Genomic DNA, 16868 nt, shown 5'->3' with positions numbered 1-16868 from the left:
TATTCTACATCTAGGTTGGTTTAATTGCGGTGAGTTGCTTAAGCAGGGCAATCATGGTAGAAAAGCCACCGTTCCAATAAGTTCTGCCTTAATTCTGCTTATAAAGACCAGCGATATACTGCAATGAGATCCAAAGCATGACGCTAACACCAAGTAAAATTCTCTTTGTAGCTGAAACGCTGAGCGGTCACGGTGGCATGGAAAACGTGACCAGACAGGTTATTGATCAACTTAACCGCGACAGTCACTTCAACGCTGGACTGTTTCTCTTCGAATCATCTAATAAGATTACGTCCGATAACTGGGCGAATGAGCTGGTATGGGGAAAAAGCCGTCGCTTGACTGGCAATTCTAAAATATACAATTTTGTCCACGTCCAGCGGTTGGCAAAATTCATCCGTCAGCATCGGCCCGATCACATCATTGCGCTCAATACTGTCCCCTGCATGCTAGCCCGCAAAGCGCTTAACTACAGCGGCCATAAGGCGACACTCTATTCCTGGATGCACCTTCCACCGAAGCAACGCTATCGCCCACACTATTTGATGTTGGCAGATCAGCATCTTGCAATCAGTGAGGCGATTAAGTCACAGCTGATTGAGCTTGGTGCCCATACTGAGCACGTACATGTGATATTTAACCCGGTACAAATGGTTAATATCGTGATTCCGCAGCCGCAGACTGCACGTTTCTTGTTTGTGGGGCGGGTGCACTTTGAAGAACAGAAACAGCTGAAAGATCTGTTTGATGCATTACGGCACGTTCGCGGTGACTGGCTATTGGATATTGTGGGTGATGGGGACGATCGCGCGAGATGTGAAGCCTATGCGCAACAGTTAGGTATCGCAGACAACATACACTGGCATGGCTGGCAGCAAAATGCATGGGATTATATTGCGTCTTATATCAAACAGGTGACAGCCTTAGTATTGACCTCGAACCATGAAGGATTTCCGCTGATCTTGCTGGAAGCGATGGCGCGCGGAATTTTTTGTATTTCTTCTGATTGCGTCAGCGGTCCGTCCGAAATCATTTCATCGGGCGTAAATGGATATCTCTATCCCGTCAATGATGTGGTCCGATTGACCGCAATTTTACAATCCATTGTTGAGGGTGAAGTACTGCCAGATGCGCAGAGCATCAAAGACAGTGTTATAGCATTCAACGAGCAAAATTACATGGAAAAACTAACAAATATCATCGATCAGGACGCTCCGATTGAACATAGTTAAACCCAACTTACCTATGATAGGAAAGGCAGCAACGGTAAATACGATTGTGATCTTACTTTGCTGCACGCTTGCCACTAATTTGTTTACCTACGGTTTCGCGCAGAAAGTATTCTACATTGCTGCTTATCTTTCAGGATTTCTATTTATTTATACGCTTGCCTCACCATCTAACCGCATGCGGATGAATAGATATATACTTCTGTTATTCTCAGCGCTGTTCATTATGGGGGCGCTGCGTTTTGGTTGGGCGGTTTATATCAATGACAATTATGCTAATTTTACTACGCCAACCAATAATATCCTGAATAATTACAGGCTGGGTGGTAAACGACTGATGTTAGCTGCCTTTGTTGTTGCTGTGATTGCTATGTACAATAATGATATTTCTGAGCGTACTCTTTATTTAAGCAAAATGCTGCTGTGGCTTGGTGCAGCAGGCGCGCTGATATTCGGCATACATGAACATTTACGGACTGGAGTCCGCATTAAACTCACTGCCGATGCCGCATCAAGTTCATCTTATATGGTGATGTTTCTTTATTGCACTTATCTTTGGTTATCAGTCAAAGACGCAAATCGTAAATGGATTTTTGCGGATGCCTCATTTGCACTTATCGTATTAGCTATAGTGGTGTTGAGCGGAACACGCGTGTCACTGTTGGCTTTTATGTTCATCACGCTGTGTCAAATTAGTCGGTTTTACGGCCTATTAGAAATCCTGCGACCCAAGCGAAACCGGCTATATGCACTTATTCTCTTTGCATTATTAGCCGGGTTGACAGGGCAGCGTTGGATGCAGGCTTATAATAATATTGAAAATTACAATAATAATAGCTCAACATCGGTTGGAGCACGCGTTGCTATTTGGGATAGTGGAATTCACTTTATACCGCAACATCCTGGTTTTTCTTCACCAGATGTCCGTACGGTTACGGCAAGGCAATATATTTCACGCGTTCATCCAGGCAATAAAATTGGCTATACTAATGTTAAATATAATATGCATAACGAATTCCTCGAAGTTGCCACTTTGCAAGGTATCGCAGGGTTGGCGTCGCTCATCTTCTTATATGCTGCGGTACTTATAATCTGGTTCAAGCGCGATGCATTAATGGGTATTTCCATGCCGGTAGCCGCATTGTTCATTATGGGAATGACCGATTCTGTGTTGATCTATTCACCAACATCAATGCTGTTTACTATCGCCGTGGCGTTGTGCACTATTCAACCCAAGCAGCATAAAGCATAATCTTAAAGGCGCGTGTTATTGCTCCGCAATAATGCGCGCCACGCGTGAACTTCCCGCGCAGATCAATTGGTAATCCGCAATATTCAGCACCACCGATTTCTCCAGCACGCCCGCATTAAAGGCGATTTCGTCATAGCGCTCGAACAGCAGCGGATCGACCACCAGCTGCAAATCCGCATGAAAACTAAATGGCGGAATTGCACCAAACACGCAACCGGTGAGTGCATCGACTTCCGCAGGCGAAGCCAGAGAAGCGCGCCGACCGCCAACTGCAGCTGCTACTTTACTGAGATCGGCCTGCTGATCGGCCGGTAGCACCGCCAGCACATGCTGTTTAACGCCATTACCTTTCACATGACACACCAGCGCCTTCGCGCCTTGCCCCACTTCGGTGCCACGAATCGCTGCCACCGCTTCACACTTGCCAGTCGCTTCATGCTCCATCACGCGATAGCGCGCCTGATGTTGCTCGAGCAGCGCGAGCAGTTTTTCATGCGTGGTCATGGCTTTCTCCGTGTTGAGTGAGTTGAGTAAGCAGTGCCTGCATCATATGTGTTTGGCGTGGCAGTAAACCGAGTTTTAAACCTAATGGCTTAAAAGCGCGATTCAGCATGGTTAAGGTAACGCTCTCTTTGTCCCGCTCAATATCGGATAGCGTACGGCGGCTAATCCCTGCCAGCGTTGCATAGCGCTCCTGTGATAAACCCAGCACCTTTTTGCGCAGTTGCATTAGCAACACACCTTGGGTGAATTTGTCTTCAATAAACTGCTGAAGCAGCTCCAATAACAAGGCTTCGCGTTCAAATGGCGACATGTTTTTTATCATAACTGCCATCCCGCGATGCGTTTATCCAAATAGTTAAAGCCGATACCCGGCATCTCCAGTAGAGCGGATAGCTCATGGTAAAAATGGTATTCCGCTCGCAGGATGTCGCAATCAATTGGCGTGCGTGCGCCGCGAGGATATTTGACCAGATAAGGTGTGTCTTGATTCAGCTGATCATCTTGCCAGGTATCGATCCACACTTCGCTGTTGCTATTACGACGCAACAGTAATTTTGGTGCTTCACCGCCTGCGCCCGTTGCACCACCGCTTGCCGCGCCCATTTGCTGCGCGTACTCAAGAAAGTCGGTATCCCGTTCAATCGCCCATTCGGCGGGAAAACGCCGGCTTTTCAGTCGGCTGTCTGGCGGCAGTTGCGGCAATGACTCTTTTATTCTCAGGTTGCCCACAGGCGCGATGGTTCCAGCCTTCAACAGCGTGTAATCTTGCTCGTTCGCAGGTTTACCTTGCAGACCCAGCTGCGTAATCCAGTAACGTCTGCTGGCACCGGCGGGAATGATGTCATCAAGAAAACCAAACCAGGGTTTAGCAAAATGGCTGCCAATCAGCATGACCGGATAGTTGATGCTGCAGCTGGCCATATCGTTGCGGTCTAAATGTTCAACGGCATAGTTGAAGTCGTATGCAAGCAGGGCTTCGCCGTCGCGGCCTTTGAGCGGCGCTTTAAAATCAAGCACCGCGGCATCATGCCAGCATCCATCCAGGTAGATCTTCAGAGTGAGCATGGGAAACCCAAGTTGAGCAGTATATTGCTCAATTCAAGTTTATTTTGCTTTTTTTGAGAAGCATGCTGCTCAATTTTGGCTTCATCAGCCAATTTTGAGCAGCATATTGCACAATCAGTTATTTATGACGCATGCGCAGATTATTGATGATGGTACTCAAATCCAGATCCTGATCCTGCAGCAGCACCAGCAGGTGATAAAGCAGGTCCGACGCTTCATTGGTCAGCTCGTGACGATCGTTAACCGTAGCCGCCAGCGCGGTTTCCACGCCTTCTTCACCCACTTTCTGGGCGATGCGCTTGGTGCCGCTAGCGTAAAGTTTCGCAGTATACGAGCTCTCGGGATCGGCGGTTTTGCGCGACGCCAGCAGTTGCTCCAGCTGGTAGAGGAAAGTCCAGTCGGGCGCAGCCGGCGAGAAGCAGCTTGAGGTGCCGAGATGGCAGGTTGGGCCAATCGGATTGGCCAGCACCAGCAGCGTGTCGTTATCGCAATCCGGCGTGATGCTCGCCACTTGCAGGAAGTGGCCCGAGGTTTCGCCTTTGGTCCACAAGCGGTTTTTGGTGCGTGAGAAGAAAGTCACGTTGCCCTCGCTGAGGGTTTTTTGCAGCGCTTCCTCGTTCATATAACCGTGCATCAGCACTTCGCCGGAAACGTTGTGCTGGACGATAACAGGCATCATGCCCGCAGTTTTGACCCAATCCAGCTTGCTCAGTTGTTCTGCAGTTAACACGCGCGAATCTCCACACCGTTGTCGATCAGGAAGTTTTTCAACTCACCGATATTAATAATTTGTTTGTGAAACACTGAAGCGGCCAGCGCGCCATCGACGTTCGCTTGTTCAAAGGCTTCAAGGAAGTGCGGCATGGTGCCCGCGCCACCGGACGCGATCAGCGGCACTTTGCAGACATCGCGCACTTTCTTCAGCTGCACCAGATCATAGCCATTCCGCACGCCATCCTGGTTCATCATGTTGAGAACGATTTCACCCGCGCCAAGCTTCTGCACTTCCTGCACCCAATCAAGAGTTTCCCATGTGGTGACTTTGGTGCGCGCTTCGTCGCCGGTGTACTGATTGACGTGATATTTGCCGCTCGCTTCATCAAACCAGGTATCAATGCCCACCACGATGCACTGCACGCCAAAGCGATCGGCCAGGCGCGTAATCAGTGTTGGATCGGCCAATGCCGGTGAGTTGATAGAGATCTTGTCGGCACCGAACTGCAGAATGCGTGCCGCGTCCTCCTCACTTTTGATGCCGCCCGCCACGCAGAAAGGAATATCGATCACTTCCGCCACGCGCGAGACCCAGCTTTTGTCCACTACGCGGCCATCTGAAGAGGCGGTGATATCGTAGAACACCAGCTCGTCCGCGCCTTCCTGCGCATAACGCTGCGCCAGCGGCACGATGTCGCCGATGATTTCGTGGTTACGAAACTGAACGCCTTTCACCACTTGCCCGTCACGTACATCAAGACAAGGAATTATCCGTTTTGCCAGCATGCAATCGCCTCCGCCACCGTGAATTTATCTTCCAGTAAAGCGCGACCGACGATCACGCCCTGCGCGCCGCTGCCGCGTAACGCCGCGATGTCATCCAGCGAACCGATGCCGCCAGAAGACTGAAAGGCGATGTCCGGGAAGGCCGCAGACACTTCTTTATACAGTTCAACGTTAGAGCCGCTCAGCGTGCCGTCGCGCGAAATATCGGTACACAACACATGCTTGAGGCCCACCGGCTGATACCAGCCAATCACCTCTTCCAGCGTTACGCCGGCCGCTTCCTGCCAGCCGCTGATCGCCACTTCTTTGCGGTTGTTGCCATCAATGCGCACATCTAATGCCAGCACGATGGCGTCCGCGCCAAACTCGTTAAACCAGCTCTTCACCTCTTCCGGTTGCTTCACCGCGGTGGAACCCACCACCACGCGCGTAGCGCCAGCTGCCAGCAGCGCCGCTACGTCATCGCGATTGCGGATGCCGCCGCCAACCTGCACCGGCACGTTCACGCCGCGCAGTAAGCTGGTGAGCAGAGGAATCTGACGTTTGGCCGGATCTTTCGCGCCGGTCAAATCCACCAGATGCAGCACTTCGGCGCCCTGGCGTTCGTAATCCTGTAAGCGCGGCAGCGGATCGCTGCCGTAATCGCGCTGCTGGCCGTAATCGCCCTGATGCAGGCGCACCACTTTGCCGTCGATTAAATCTAATGCGGGGATAATCATTACATCTCCAGGAAATTTTTCAGCAGCTGCGCGCCGGCTTTGCCTGAACGCTCGGGGTGGAACTGCACGCCGAAGAAGTTATCTTTTTGCAGGGCGGCGGTGAACGGATGGCCGTAATCGCATTGGGCGATGGTGGCGGCATTCACCGGCATGGCGTAGCTGTGCACGAAGTAGAAGTAGCTGCCATCGGGAATATCGCGGAACAGATGGTGGCCCGCTTTGGCGGTGATCTGGTTCCAGCCCATGTGCGGCAGCGGTAAATCCTGCGTGTCCATCAGCGTGACCGGCTCATCAACCAGGCCCAGTGTAGCGATGCCACCGTTCTCATCGCTGCCGCGACCAAGCAGTTGCATACCGAGGCAGATGCCGAGCACCGGCTGGGTACAGGCTTTGATTAGATCAATCAGATCGCGCTCCTGCAGCTGATTCATTGCCGCCTGCGCGGTACCCACGCCCGGCAGCAACAGCTTGTCGGCATGCAATACCACGTCGGGATCGCGGCTGACCTGCGGCGTGTAGCCGAGGCGCTCAATTGCCCACTTCACCGACGACAGGTTGGCGCAGCCGGTATCGAGGATCACCACGTTCATCACAGCACTCCTTTCGAGCTCGGCAAGGTGTTGCCTTCCACGCGAATCGCCTGGCGCAGCGTGCGGCCAAAGGCTTTGAACAGGCTCTCCACACGATGGTGATCGTTGCGGCCTTTGGTTTTCAGGTGCAGCGTGCTCATCATGGCGTAGGAGAGCGAGCTGAAGAAGTGCTCAACCATCTCGGTGCTGAGATCGCCGACGCGCTGATAGCTGAACTCGGCTTTGAATTCGATGTGCGGGCGGCCGGAGATATCCAGCGCGCAGCGCGCCAGGCACTCATCCATTGGCAGCACGAAGCCAAAACGGCCGATGCCACGTTTGTCGCCCAGCGCTTTCAGCAAGGCTTCGCCAAGTGCTAAACCGGTATCTTCCACGGTGTGGTGATCGTCGATGTAGAGATCGCCTTTCACATCGATGTTCATGCGGAAGCCGCCATGCACCGCAATCTGATCGAGCATGTGGTCAAAGAAGCCGACGCCGGTATTGATTTTGCTGCCGCCTTCGCGGTCCAGCCACACTTCGACTTTAATCTGCGTCTCTTTGGTGTTGCGCTGCACCAGCGCGTAGCGGTCACGTTTGGTCAGGCGCGCCTGAATGGCATCCCAATCTTCGCCTTCCGCGCCATAGCGCAGGCCCTGAATGCCCATGTTCTGCGCCAGCTGAATGTCGGTGAGACGATCGCCAATCACATAGCTGTTGGCGGTATCCAGCGCGCCAGCGGCCAGCCAGGCTTCCACCATTTTGGTTTTCGGCTTGCGGCAATCGCAGTTCTCTTCCGGCAGGTGCGGGCAGATCAGGATGTCGCTGAAGTTCACGCCTTGCGAGCTGAGGATCTGCATCATCAGGTTGTGCGGACCATCAAAATCAGCCTGCGGGAAGCTATCGGTGCCGAGGCCATCCTGATTGGTGATCATCACCAGCTGATAACCCGCTTCCTGCAACGCCAGCAGCGCTGGAATGGCGTTCTTCTCAAACGCCAGCTTCTCCATGCGATCCACCTGATAATCGGTAGGTGGCTCAGAGATGATGGTGCCGTCGCGGTCGATAAAAAGGATCTTCTGACTCATGCTTGCTCCACTGATAAGGCTTGCAGCGCGGCGATCAGGCGCTCGCACTCTTTACGGGTGCCGATGGAGATGCGCAGGCATCCCGCAAGGCCGGGGTTTTTATTTTGGTCGCGCAGAATAATGCCTTGATCCCACAGCGTTTTAAACACTTTTGGTGAATCAGTGAAGCGCGCCAGAATGTAGTTGGTTTCGCTTGGGAAAACCTGCTGCACCACCTTAATCTGTGGCAACTGTTCAAACAGCCAGCTGCGATTGGCGTTCAGCTCGGCGACATGCTGGCGCATCAGCGTAATGCCTTGATCGCTCAGCGCTTGCCCGGCCACATCGGCGACTGGCGTGGCGAGTGGATAGGGCGCAATCACCTTCATCAGCAGATCGATCACCGGCTTATTCGCCAGGGTGAAACCGCAGCGCAATCCGGCCAGCGCAAAGGCTTTGGACAGCGTGCGCAGAATCACCAGATGCGGATAATCCTGCAGCCAGCCCGCGAGCGTCGCTTCCGGGCAGAACTCGATGTAGGCTTCATCAGCCACCACCAGCGCTTTACCGGCGGTCATCGCCAGCAGCTCGCGGATGTCATCCTGATTGATCAGGTTGCCGGTGGGATTGTTCGGGCTGCACATATAGACAACTTTTACGCCGTCGAGCTGCTCGGCAATCGCTGGCAGATTCAGCTGCCAATCGTCGAGCGCGGCCACGGTGCGATATTCAATGCCGATGGTTTCGGCGCTGACGCTGTACATGCCGTAGGTTGGCGGGCAGAACAGAATCGCATCTTTGCCCGGCTCGCAGAAGGCGCGCATTAGCAGTTCGATGCCTTCATCCGCGCCGCGGCTGACCAGAACCTGCTCCGGCGTTAAACCGGCGTAGGCGGCGTAGCGCTCAATCACCATCTTCGGCTGGCATTCCGGATAGCGGTTCAGCGTCTGCTGCGACAGCTCAAACGGCACCGGCAGCGGGAATTCGTTGGCGTTCAGCCACACATCACCATTGCCACCCAGACGACGCGCCGATTGATACGGCGTCAGTGCACGCACGTTAGCGCGCGCTAATTCTTCAATATTCAGGCTCATGCTTGCTCCTTCAGCGCGGTAACACGCAGGGTAACGGCATTTTTGTGGGCTTCCAGCTGCTCGGCGGCGGCTAGCGTTTCAATCGTCGCGGCAAGATTGAGGAAGCCTTGCGGCGTCAGCTCTTGCACCGTCATGCGTTTCTGGAAATCAGCCAGGCCGAGGCTGGAACAGGTCGCGGTGTAACCGTAAGTCGGCAGCACGTGGTTGGTGCCAGAAGCGTAATCGCCCGCCGATTCCGGTGACCAGTCGCCAAGAAATACCGAACCGGCGCTGGTGATGCTATCGACCAAATCGCGCGGCTGGCGCGTCTGAATAATCAGGTGCTCCGGGCCGTACAGGTTGGAGATCTCGATGCACTGTTCCAGGTCGCGCAGCACAATCAAACGGCTGCTCTCTAACGCCTGGCGCGCGGTAGCGGCACGCGGCAGCTGCGCCAGTTGTTCCTCAACCGCTTGCGCCACGTCTTCAGCCAGCTGCAGCGACGGCGTTAACAGAATCACCTGTGAATCCGGACCGTGTTCCGCCTGCGACAGCAAATCGGATGCCACGAACGCCGGCGTGGCGCCTTCATCGGCAATCACCAGCACTTCCGATGGACCGGCAGGCATATCAATTGCCGCGCCATCTAAACGCTGGCTGACCTGACGTTTCGCTTCAGTCACGTAGGCATTGCCCGGGCCAAAAATCTTGTCCACTTTCGGCACGGTTTCGGTGCCGAAGGCGAGGGCGGCGATGGCTTGTGAACCGCCAACCTGAAACACCTCTTTCACACCGCACAGCTGCGCGGCGTAAAGAATCTCATCGGCAATCGGCGGTGGCGAGCACAACACCACGCGACCGCAACCGGCGATGCGCGCAGGCGTCGCCAGCATCAATACGGTCGAGAACAGCGGAGCGGAACCGCCAGGAATGTATAAACCCACCGATTTCACCGGTCGGGTAATCTGCTGGCAGCGCACGCCGGGCTGGGTTTCTACATCCACTTCGGCAAGGATCTGGGCGTTATGGAAGGTTTCGATATTTCCAACCGCCACCGCCATCGCCTGCTTGAGCGTGTCGCTAAGACGATCGCTGGCCGCCTGCATCTCTGCAGCGCTGACGCGCAGATTATCCACCTGTACATTGTCGAAGCGCGCACTGAATTCACGCAGCGCCGTATCGCCTTCTTCTTTTACTTTCACCAGCACGTCGCGCACGATTTGGCTGATGCTTTCTGAAGCTGAAATTGCCGGACGCATTAGCAGCGCTTGCTGCTGCTCTGCGTTGCACTGCTGCCAATCAATCGGTGTCATCAGGTTGCTCATCGTGTTACTCCAACATTTTTTCGATTGGCAGTACGAGGATCGAGCTGGCGCCCAGCGCTTTCAGTTTTTCCATGGTTTCCCAGAATAGGGTTTCGGTGCTCACCATGTGCATCGCCACGCGGCTCACGTCACCAGCCAGCGGCAGCACGGTTGGACGCTCAGCGCCCGGCAGCAGGGCAATCACTTCTTCCAGACGCTCGCTTGGCGCGTGCAGCATGATGTACTTAGACTCGCGCGCTTTGATCACGCCCTGAATACGCGTCATCATTTTATCAATCAGCTCTTGCTTGGCGGCGGGCAGTTCGCCATCGCGCTGAATCAGCACCGCTTTCGAGCGGTAGATCACTTCCACTTCGCGCAGACCGTTGGCTTCCAGCGTCGCGCCGGTAGACACCAGGTCACAAATCGCATCGGCCAGGCCAGCGCGTGGCGCGACTTCGACAGAACCGTTCAGCAGGCAGGATTTGAAGGTGACGCCTTGTTTATCGAGGTATTTTTTCAGCAGGTGCGGATAAGAGGTAGCAACGCGGGCATTATTCAGGCACTGCGGACCGGTGTACTCGGCATCCACCGGCATCGCCAGCGATAGGCGACAACCGCCGAAATCCAGACGACGCAGCGTGAAGTAGCGCGGGTCTTCACCTTGGGCACGGCGGTTCAACAGTTCTTCTTCCAGTACGTTTTCACCGACGATACCGAGATCCACCACGCCATCCATCACCAGGCCAGGAATATCGTCATCACGCACGCGCAGGATGTCGATGGGCATGTTCTCCGCAAACGCAATCAGACGCTGCTGCTGAAGGTTGATTTTGATACCGCAGCGGGCCAGCAGTTCGCGTGATTCATCGCTTAAACGGCCAGATTTCTGCATAGCTATGCGAATACGGGTGTTATCTAACATGGTTCCTATCCTCTTATTCAATCCTGTCTGAGCTTGTTGGGTTGCGTTCGCCCATAAAAAAACCCCCGGAAGATGATCTTCCGGGGGCTCTCTTTGCGTTCGCACCACTGGAAGATCCTAATCGTCTCCCAGCACACATCGCCTGAAAGACTAGTCAGGGTGATGGTGATGATGGTGGTTGAACTGAACGCGTGTCATAGTAAATTCCGTTGCTGAATGAGTATTCATTTGCGTGCTGATTAACCTAACGAAGATGATGACAATTGGCAACCCTTTTTTAACTGTCAATTTCCGGAATCTCCCGAAACAGTTTGCGCTGGTTTGCTACATCTACCGGCACTAAGATGAAGTGTGAGCCCATAGCAGGAGTCGATATGAAAAAGGTCGCGATTGTAGGTCTGGGATGGCTGGGTATGCCGCTGGCGATGGCGCTAACGGCACGCGGCTGGCAGGTAACCGGCAGTAAAACGTCGCCGGATGGCGTGGACGCTGCACGACGCTGCGGCATTGCCGCCTTCCAGTTGGTGCTGACGCCCGAGCTGGAGTGCGAAGCCGAAGATTTAGCGATGCTGATGGCGGTGGATGCGCTGGTGGTGACCTTGCCCGCCAGCCGCACGGTCAAAGGCGGTGAAGATTACATGCAGGCGGTACAGAACGTGGTGGATACCGCGTTAGCGAATAAAGTACCGCGCATCATTTTCACCAGCTCGACGTCGGTTTACGGCAGCGGCGCAGGTGTGATGAAAGAGAGCAGCCCGCTGCAGCCGGAAACCGTCGCCGGTAAAACGCTGGTGGAGCTGGAGAACTGGCTGCACGATCTGCCGGGCACCAGCGTGGATATTGTACGCCTCGCGGGATTAGTCGGGCCGAATCGTCACCCCGGCCGTTTTCTGGCGGGCAAAACCGGCCTGGAAAACGGCGGCCATGCGGTCAATTTGGTACATCTCGACGACGTGGTAGACGCGATTGTGCTGCTGCTGCAAACGCCAAAGGGCGGGCACGTTTACAATCTTTGTGCCTCGAAACATCCGTCGCGCGACAGTTTTTATCCGAGCGTGTCAAAGCAGTTAGGGCTTGAGCCACCAACGTTTGTCGCTGAATCAGAGCGTTCTAACGGGAAGGTGATTGATGGCTCGAAGATCGCTAATGAGTTGGGGTTTGAGTACAACTATGATGATCCGATGAAAATGCCGTTGGAGTGATTTCCCCCTCACCCTAACCCTCTCACGCAGGCGGGCGAGGGAATCTTTTGCTCCCTCTCCCGTGGGAGAGGGCCGGGGTGAGGGCATCAGCGCGCAGTTGATTAAACCCCCAACCGATCCCTCAGCGCATACCAAACCGCCCCCATCGCCGTGAGCGGCACTTTAAACCGTCTCCCACCTGGGAACGGCAGATGCGGCAATTTCGCGAACGCATCAAACCGTTCCGCATGCCCGCGCATAACCTCAGCAATCAATTTCCCCGAAAGATGGGTACAGGTGACGCCGTGGCCGCTGTCGCCCTGCATAAAGAACGCGTTCTTCTCGATTTGCCCGAACTGCGGCATGCGCGACAAGGTGAGCAGGAAATTGCCACTCCAGCGGTGGCTGATTTTGATATCACGCAGCTGCGGAAAGGTGCGCAGCAGCTTGGGACGAATCAGCGCTTCGATATCATCCGGCTCGCGCGCGCCGTACACCACGCCGCCGCCATACAGCAGCCGGTTATCCGCGGTGAGGCGGAAGTAATCAAGCAGATAATTACAATCCTCCACGCAATGATTGTTTGGCAACAAACCCAGCGCCTGGTCACGCGTTAAAGGCTCGGTGGTGACGATCTGCGAGCCGCACGGCATGCTTTTGCGCGTCAGGCGCGGTTCAAGTTGTGACGGTAAATAGGCGTTGCCGGCAAAAATCACGAAGGTAGCGCTTACTTCACCTTTGACAGTTTTCACCCGATGCGGTGCGCCGTATTTCACTTCGAGCGCTGCCGACTGCTCATAAATGCGCCCGCCATGCCGACGAATCGCTTCCGCTTCACCAAGCGCCAGATTAAGCGGATGCAGATGTCCACCACGTTTATCAAGTAAGCCACCGACATAACGATCGGTCGCCACTTCGCGACGAATACCGCGTTCATCCAGCAGTTCCAAATCGTGATTGCCGTAGCGCGCCCAGCTGGCTTGCTGGCTGCGTAGATGGCCCATTTGCCGTTGATTGAGCGCGGCGAAAATGCCGCCGGGGCGATAGTCGCAGGCGATGGCGTATCGGTCGATACGGTCGCGGATAATGTCTGCGCCTTCAAACATCATGCTGCCGAGCATCTGTGCAGTTTGTTTGCCGTAGCGCTGCTCAATCACATCCACGTCGCGGCTATACGAGTTGACCACCTGGCCGCCGTTGCGGCCGCTGGCACCAAATCCGATTTTTGCCGCTTCAAGCAGCACCACGTCGTAACCGGCTTCGGTCAGAAATAGCGCGGATGAAAGCCCGGTAAAGCCGCCGCCAATAATGCAGACATCGCACTGTACCGACTCCTGCAGCTCCGGCCAGGGCGCATGGGCGTTGGCGGTAGCAGCGTAATAACTTCCCACATGTTGCATTCAATCCTCCTTAAGCGCGAAACCTTAAAAATTGGCGGGCGTATGCGCGCTAACAATGCGACACGGCTGATCTGAGGTATTGGTAAAACTGTGCGGCAGGCCGGTGTCAATCACATAGCTTTCACCGCGGTATAAGTGATAACTCTGGCCGTTCACCACCAGCGTGATCTCGCCTTCCAGCACCGTGCCAGTCTCCTCGCCGGGATGCCGCAATTTTTCCCCGGTACTGGCGCCGGGTTCATAACGCTCCAGCAGCATCGCCAGCGCGCGTCGCGCGGCACCGTTATCTATCAGCAGCAGCGATACGCCCAGGCTGCCGATCTCCACGCACTCTTCCGGGCGCACAATCACCCGCGGCGTGGCATGGGTTTTGGGTTCGGAGAAAAACTCCGACAGCGATAACCCGTAAACCTTCAGCAGCTTCTGTAAGGTGCTAACCGCCGGGCTCACTTTGTCCTGTTCGATGGTGCTAATCGCGCTGTGCGTTAAACCTGACAATTCAGCGACGCGACGCTGAGACAATCCCAACTCTTGCCGGATCTGCGATAAGCGCCGTCCGGGGGCCAGAGTGGCATCATTCATGGCTGTTTTTCCTTGTGATAACCGGCAGCGGCGTGGATAAAGGCCTCAAATAAACGGCGCGAAACCGGATCGCGCTCAGAATGCCATTCCGGATGCCATTGCACCGCGAGGGCGAAAGGGTGCTGGCGCAGGCTAACCGCTTCAATCAGTCCGTCGGGCGCGCGCGCTTCCACGCGCAGCTGCGGACCGGTTTCACGAATGCCCTGACCGTGTAACGAATTGACGGCGAAGGCCTCAGTGCTGCCGAGCAGTTGGCTCAGCATGCCGTCGGCATCTGGCTGCACCTCATGCACCGGCGCATATTGCTCATCCAGCGAGAGCGTGTCGTTTTCCCGGTGTTCCTGAAAAAGATGCGTCATATGTAACTGACGATGCAACGCGCCGCCGTTGGCGACCACCAGCTCCTGCAGGCCACGACAAATGCCAAACATCGGCATCTTTTTACCAGCCGCATGTGTGATCACGCCGAAGGCAAGGCGATCGCGCGCCGGATCGGCATGCGCCTCTTTGCCGTCTTCGCCATAGTGCCAGGGTTCAATGTTACTTGGGCTGCCGGTCAGCAAAATGCCATCCAGCACGGTCATACTGTTTTCTAATAGATGAGGCGCCTGTATTAGCTGATGCGGCAAGGGCAGCGGTACGCCACCGGCGAGTACGATAGCGTCGAGATATTTATTGTGAACCGTTTGACTGGCATGGCTGCCGATAACGTTCTGGCACATCACTACACCAATCAAAGGCTTGTCAAAAATAATGCCCATAACGTCTCCACGCTGCTGTTCAATATTTTCGCCGAAATGGCACGGCTGGCGTTAAAAGTGTGCAATATTTTGTCAATCTAGCAATCAGTCGTTCATTCCTCCAGCAGAATTGTTACATTTGCACACTTTTTGCGTTAGCGCTATGTTAGAGCAGTGGCTGTTATTTTGAGCATTGCGCGCACCAATTCTAAACGGTAAAGGGCGGGTGGGATCATGACGAACCTCGTAGAAGTAGAAGACTTCACGCGACACAGTGAAGAGAAACGAACAAGCGCGTTCCAGCTGGAGGTCAAAACCTGGCTGGAACGCCATCCTGAAACGCAGTATGTCGATATTCTTCTGAATGATTTAAATGGGGTATTTCGCGGTAAACGCATTCCCGTCTCAGCGCTGGCTAAACTGGAAAAAGGGTGTTACTTCCCAGCCTCTGTTTTCGCCATGGATATTCTCGGCAACACCGTCGAAGAAGCCGGACTTGGACAGTCACTGGGCGAACCCGACCACCTCTGCATTCCGGTTCCCGGAACCTTAATTCCCTCTGCCGCCGATCCCACACACATCGCCCAGCTGCTGCTGACTATGTGTAACCAAGATGGCACTCCCTTTGACGTTGAACCCCGTAATGTCCTCAACCGGTTGTGGCAACAGCTGCGCAATCGCGGATTATTCCCGGTGGTAGCGGTAGAGCTGGAGTTCTATCTGGTGGATAAAAAGCGCGATGCGGAGGGGTTTATCCAGCCGCCGTGCTCGCCGGGCAGCGACGATCGCAATATGCAGAGCCAGGTTTACTCGGTCGATAATCTTGACCATTTTGCCGACGTGCTGCGTGATATCGATCGTCTAGCCAAACAGCAGGGCATTCCGGCGGATGGCGCGCTGGCGGAAGCGTCGCCTGGTCAGTTCGAGATCAATCTGCATCACGCGCGCGACGTGCTGAAGGCGTGCGACCATGCCATCCAGCTGAAACGGCTGGTGCGTCAGGTGGCAGAAAATCACGGTATGACCGCCACTTTTATGGCTAAGCCGTATGAAGAGTACGCGGGCAGCGGCATGCATGTGCACATCAGCATGCTGGATGCCGCCGACCATAATGCCTTCGCCCTCGATGACGGCAGCGATTCTCCACTGATGAAACGCGCGCTGGCGGGCATGATCGACCTGATGCCGGCCTCGATGGCGCTACTGGCCCCCAACGTGAACGCCTATCGCCGCTTCCTGCCGGAAGCCTACGTGCCGCTGCAGGCATCGTGGGGCCACAACAACCGTACGGTTGCCCTGCGCGTGCCTTGCGGCGATGCCGATAACCACCGCATCGAGTATCGCGTGGCCGGTGCGGATGCAAATCCCTATCTGGTGGTGTCAACAATTCTTGCCGGAATATTGCACGGTCTGGATAATCAGCTACCTTTACCGCCTGCGGTGCAGGGCAACGGACACGAAGCTGAAGGGCTCGCATTGCCGATTCGCCAGAGCGATGCGCTGTATGAATTCGAGAATAGCTATCCGCTACAGAAGCTATTGGGCGAGCGATTTAGCGGGGTGTGGCACAGCTGCAAACAGTACGAGTTAATGCAGTTTGAACGGCTGATCACCTCGACGGAAATCGACTGGATGTTGAAGAACGCCTGAGCCTGAGAAGAATTGATCTAACGTCTTGTGCCGGTGGCATAAGTTGGGGCAAAATACGCGCCCTGCAAAAAGAGAACTAACCGACGTTAACCGCGTCGGTTATTTTTT

At 54.7% G+C, this 16868-nt stretch carries 19 protein-coding genes and 1 other annotated feature; of the genes, 4 read left to right on the top strand and 15 right to left on the bottom strand.

Annotated elements, in window-relative coordinates:
- The first annotated feature begins 137 nt into the window (after positions 1-137).
- Both PMI17_RS09860 and PMI17_RS09855 read left to right on the top strand, forming a co-directional pair.
- Positions 138-1232, top strand: a complete 1095-nt coding sequence (locus PMI17_RS09860) for a glycosyltransferase (RefSeq protein ID WP_007888896.1) — start codon at positions 138-140, stop codon at positions 1230-1232.
- The gene (locus PMI17_RS09855) at positions 1219-2481 is read left to right on the top strand and encodes an O-antigen ligase (RefSeq protein ID WP_007888890.1); all 1263 of its coding nucleotides are present in this window, start codon (positions 1219-1221) and stop codon (positions 2479-2481) included. The genes PMI17_RS09860 and PMI17_RS09855 overlap by 14 nt, the downstream gene beginning before the upstream one ends.
- Positions 2482-2496: 15 nt before the next feature.
- Here PMI17_RS09855 and PMI17_RS09850 read toward each other — a convergent pair whose 3' ends face one another.
- The 12 genes from PMI17_RS09850 to hisL form a co-directional block, all read right to left on the bottom strand.
- Positions 2497-2985, bottom strand: coding sequence for a YbaK/prolyl-tRNA synthetase associated domain-containing protein (locus PMI17_RS09850; RefSeq protein WP_007888889.1), 489 nt, complete (start codon positions 2983-2985; stop codon positions 2497-2499).
- A complete protein-coding gene (locus PMI17_RS09845) occupies positions 2972-3307 on the bottom strand; it encodes a helix-turn-helix domain-containing protein (protein WP_007888887.1) in 336 nt (111 codons plus the stop codon). The genes PMI17_RS09850 and PMI17_RS09845 overlap by 14 nt, the downstream gene beginning before the upstream one ends.
- Complete coding sequence (locus PMI17_RS09840) at positions 3304-4050, bottom strand: hypothetical protein (protein ID WP_007888885.1); 747 nt, start codon at positions 4048-4050, stop codon at positions 3304-3306. Before PMI17_RS09840 ends, PMI17_RS09845 begins: the two co-directional genes overlap by 4 nt.
- A 118-nt stretch (positions 4051-4168) precedes the next feature.
- Positions 4169-4780, bottom strand: coding sequence for a bifunctional phosphoribosyl-AMP cyclohydrolase/phosphoribosyl-ATP diphosphatase HisIE (gene hisIE / locus PMI17_RS09835; RefSeq protein WP_007888883.1), 612 nt, complete (start codon positions 4778-4780; stop codon positions 4169-4171).
- Positions 4774-5550, bottom strand: coding sequence for an imidazole glycerol phosphate synthase subunit HisF (hisF, locus tag PMI17_RS09830; RefSeq protein ID WP_007888882.1), 777 nt, complete (start codon positions 5548-5550; stop codon positions 4774-4776). Before hisF ends, hisIE begins: the two co-directional genes overlap by 7 nt.
- A complete protein-coding gene (hisA, locus tag PMI17_RS09825) occupies positions 5532-6269 on the bottom strand; it encodes a 1-(5-phosphoribosyl)-5-[(5-phosphoribosylamino)methylideneamino]imidazole-4-carboxamide isomerase (protein ID WP_007888879.1) in 738 nt (245 codons plus the stop codon). The genes hisF and hisA overlap by 19 nt, the downstream gene beginning before the upstream one ends.
- Positions 6269-6859, bottom strand: coding sequence for an imidazole glycerol phosphate synthase subunit HisH (gene hisH, locus PMI17_RS09820; protein WP_007888878.1), 591 nt, complete (start codon positions 6857-6859; stop codon positions 6269-6271). The genes hisA and hisH overlap by 1 nt, the downstream gene beginning before the upstream one ends.
- On the bottom strand, positions 6859-7926 hold the full coding sequence (hisB, locus tag PMI17_RS09815) for a bifunctional histidinol-phosphatase/imidazoleglycerol-phosphate dehydratase HisB (RefSeq protein ID WP_007888877.1): 1068 nt from the start codon (positions 7924-7926) through the stop codon (positions 6859-6861). Before hisB ends, hisH begins: the two co-directional genes overlap by 1 nt.
- Positions 7923-8999 (bottom strand): histidinol-phosphate transaminase, encoded by a 1077-nt coding sequence (hisC, locus tag PMI17_RS09810; protein WP_007888876.1) that lies wholly within the window; start codon positions 8997-8999, stop codon positions 7923-7925. Before hisC ends, hisB begins: the two co-directional genes overlap by 4 nt.
- The gene (gene hisD, locus PMI17_RS09805) at positions 8996-10303 is read right to left on the bottom strand and encodes a histidinol dehydrogenase (protein ID WP_007888875.1); all 1308 of its coding nucleotides are present in this window, start codon (positions 10301-10303) and stop codon (positions 8996-8998) included. Before hisD ends, hisC begins: the two co-directional genes overlap by 4 nt.
- A 4-nt stretch (positions 10304-10307) precedes the next feature.
- Positions 10308-11207 carry an ATP phosphoribosyltransferase gene (hisG, locus tag PMI17_RS09800; protein ID WP_007888873.1) on the bottom strand — a complete coding sequence of 300 codons (900 nt, stop codon included), beginning with the start codon at positions 11205-11207 and terminating at the stop codon, positions 10308-10310.
- 53 nt (positions 11208-11260) lie between these two features.
- Positions 11261-11382, bottom strand: a sequence feature (His leader region).
- Complete coding sequence (gene hisL, locus PMI17_RS25375) at positions 11358-11405, bottom strand: his operon leader peptide (RefSeq protein WP_100396937.1); 48 nt, start codon at positions 11403-11405, stop codon at positions 11358-11360. It overlaps the preceding feature by 25 nt.
- Before the next feature lie 176 nt (positions 11406-11581).
- On the opposite strand from hisL, the gene PMI17_RS09795 reads away from it, so the two are divergent.
- Entirely contained in the window at positions 11582-12409 is an 828-nt protein-coding gene (locus PMI17_RS09795) for an SDR family oxidoreductase (RefSeq protein ID WP_007888871.1), read from the top strand.
- A gap of 101 nt (positions 12410-12510) precedes the next feature.
- Here the strand turns inward: PMI17_RS09795 and PMI17_RS09790 are convergent, their stop codons facing one another.
- From PMI17_RS09790 to puuD, 3 genes are read right to left on the bottom strand one after another with little or no spacing between them, the layout of a single operon-like run.
- A complete protein-coding gene (locus PMI17_RS09790) occupies positions 12511-13788 on the bottom strand; it encodes an FAD-binding oxidoreductase (protein WP_007888869.1) in 1278 nt (425 codons plus the stop codon).
- A 24-nt stretch (positions 13789-13812) separates the two neighbouring features.
- Entirely contained in the window at positions 13813-14370 is a 558-nt protein-coding gene (puuR, locus tag PMI17_RS09785; protein WP_007888866.1) for an HTH-type transcriptional regulator PuuR, read from the bottom strand.
- Entirely contained in the window at positions 14367-15131 is a 765-nt protein-coding gene (puuD, locus tag PMI17_RS09780) for a gamma-glutamyl-gamma-aminobutyrate hydrolase (RefSeq protein ID WP_007888865.1), read from the bottom strand. Before puuD ends, puuR begins: the two co-directional genes overlap by 4 nt.
- Positions 15132-15344: 213 nt before the next feature.
- Here puuD and PMI17_RS09775 point away from each other — a divergent pair, with 213 nt between their 5' ends.
- The gene (locus tag PMI17_RS09775; protein ID WP_007888864.1) at positions 15345-16760 is read left to right on the top strand and encodes a glutamine synthetase family protein; all 1416 of its coding nucleotides are present in this window, start codon (positions 15345-15347) and stop codon (positions 16758-16760) included.
- The last annotated feature ends 108 nt before the right edge of the window (positions 16761-16868 follow it).

This window comes from Pantoea sp. GM01 (assembly GCF_000282675.1).
Classification (GTDB): domain Bacteria; phylum Pseudomonadota; class Gammaproteobacteria; order Enterobacterales; family Enterobacteriaceae; genus Pantoea; species Pantoea nemavictus.
This window is presented reverse-complemented; position numbering and strand designations above follow the sequence as displayed.

Bases quoted from the DNA above. Each gene is read 5' to 3' on its own strand.
- PMI17_RS09860 (WP_007888896.1), top strand. From the start codon at position 138: ATGACGCTAACACCAAGTAAAATTCTCTTTGTAGCTGAAACGCTGAGC.
- PMI17_RS09850 (WP_007888889.1), bottom strand. From the start codon at position 2,985: ATGACCACGCATGAAAAACTGCTCGCGCTGCTCGAGCAACATCAGGCG.
- PMI17_RS09845 (WP_007888887.1), bottom strand. From the start codon at position 3,307: ATGATAAAAAACATGTCGCCATTTGAACGCGAAGCCTTGTTATTGGAG.
- PMI17_RS09840 (WP_007888885.1), bottom strand. From the start codon at position 4,050: ATGCTCACTCTGAAGATCTACCTGGATGGATGCTGGCATGATGCCGCG.
- hisF (WP_007888882.1), bottom strand. From the start codon at position 5,550: ATGCTGGCAAAACGGATAATTCCTTGTCTTGATGTACGTGACGGGCAA.
- hisA (WP_007888879.1), bottom strand. From the start codon at position 6,269: ATGATTATCCCCGCATTAGATTTAATCGACGGCAAAGTGGTGCGCCTG.
- hisH (WP_007888878.1), bottom strand. From the start codon at position 6,859: ATGAACGTGGTGATCCTCGATACCGGCTGCGCCAACCTGTCGTCGGTG.
- hisB (WP_007888877.1), bottom strand. From the start codon at position 7,926: ATGAGTCAGAAGATCCTTTTTATCGACCGCGACGGCACCATCATCTCT.
- hisC (WP_007888876.1), bottom strand. From the start codon at position 8,999: ATGAGCCTGAATATTGAAGAATTAGCGCGCGCTAACGTGCGTGCACTG.
- hisD (WP_007888875.1), bottom strand. From the start codon at position 10,303: ATGAGCAACCTGATGACACCGATTGATTGGCAGCAGTGCAACGCAGAG.
- hisG (WP_007888873.1), bottom strand. From the start codon at position 11,207: ATGTTAGATAACACCCGTATTCGCATAGCTATGCAGAAATCTGGCCGT.
- PMI17_RS09795 (WP_007888871.1), top strand. From the start codon at position 11,582: ATGAAAAAGGTCGCGATTGTAGGTCTGGGATGGCTGGGTATGCCGCTG.
- PMI17_RS09790 (WP_007888869.1), bottom strand. From the start codon at position 13,788: ATGCAACATGTGGGAAGTTATTACGCTGCTACCGCCAACGCCCATGCG.
- puuR (WP_007888866.1), bottom strand. From the start codon at position 14,370: ATGAATGATGCCACTCTGGCCCCCGGACGGCGCTTATCGCAGATCCGG.
- puuD (WP_007888865.1), bottom strand. From the start codon at position 15,131: ATGGGCATTATTTTTGACAAGCCTTTGATTGGTGTAGTGATGTGCCAG.
- PMI17_RS09775 (WP_007888864.1), top strand. From the start codon at position 15,345: ATGACGAACCTCGTAGAAGTAGAAGACTTCACGCGACACAGTGAAGAG.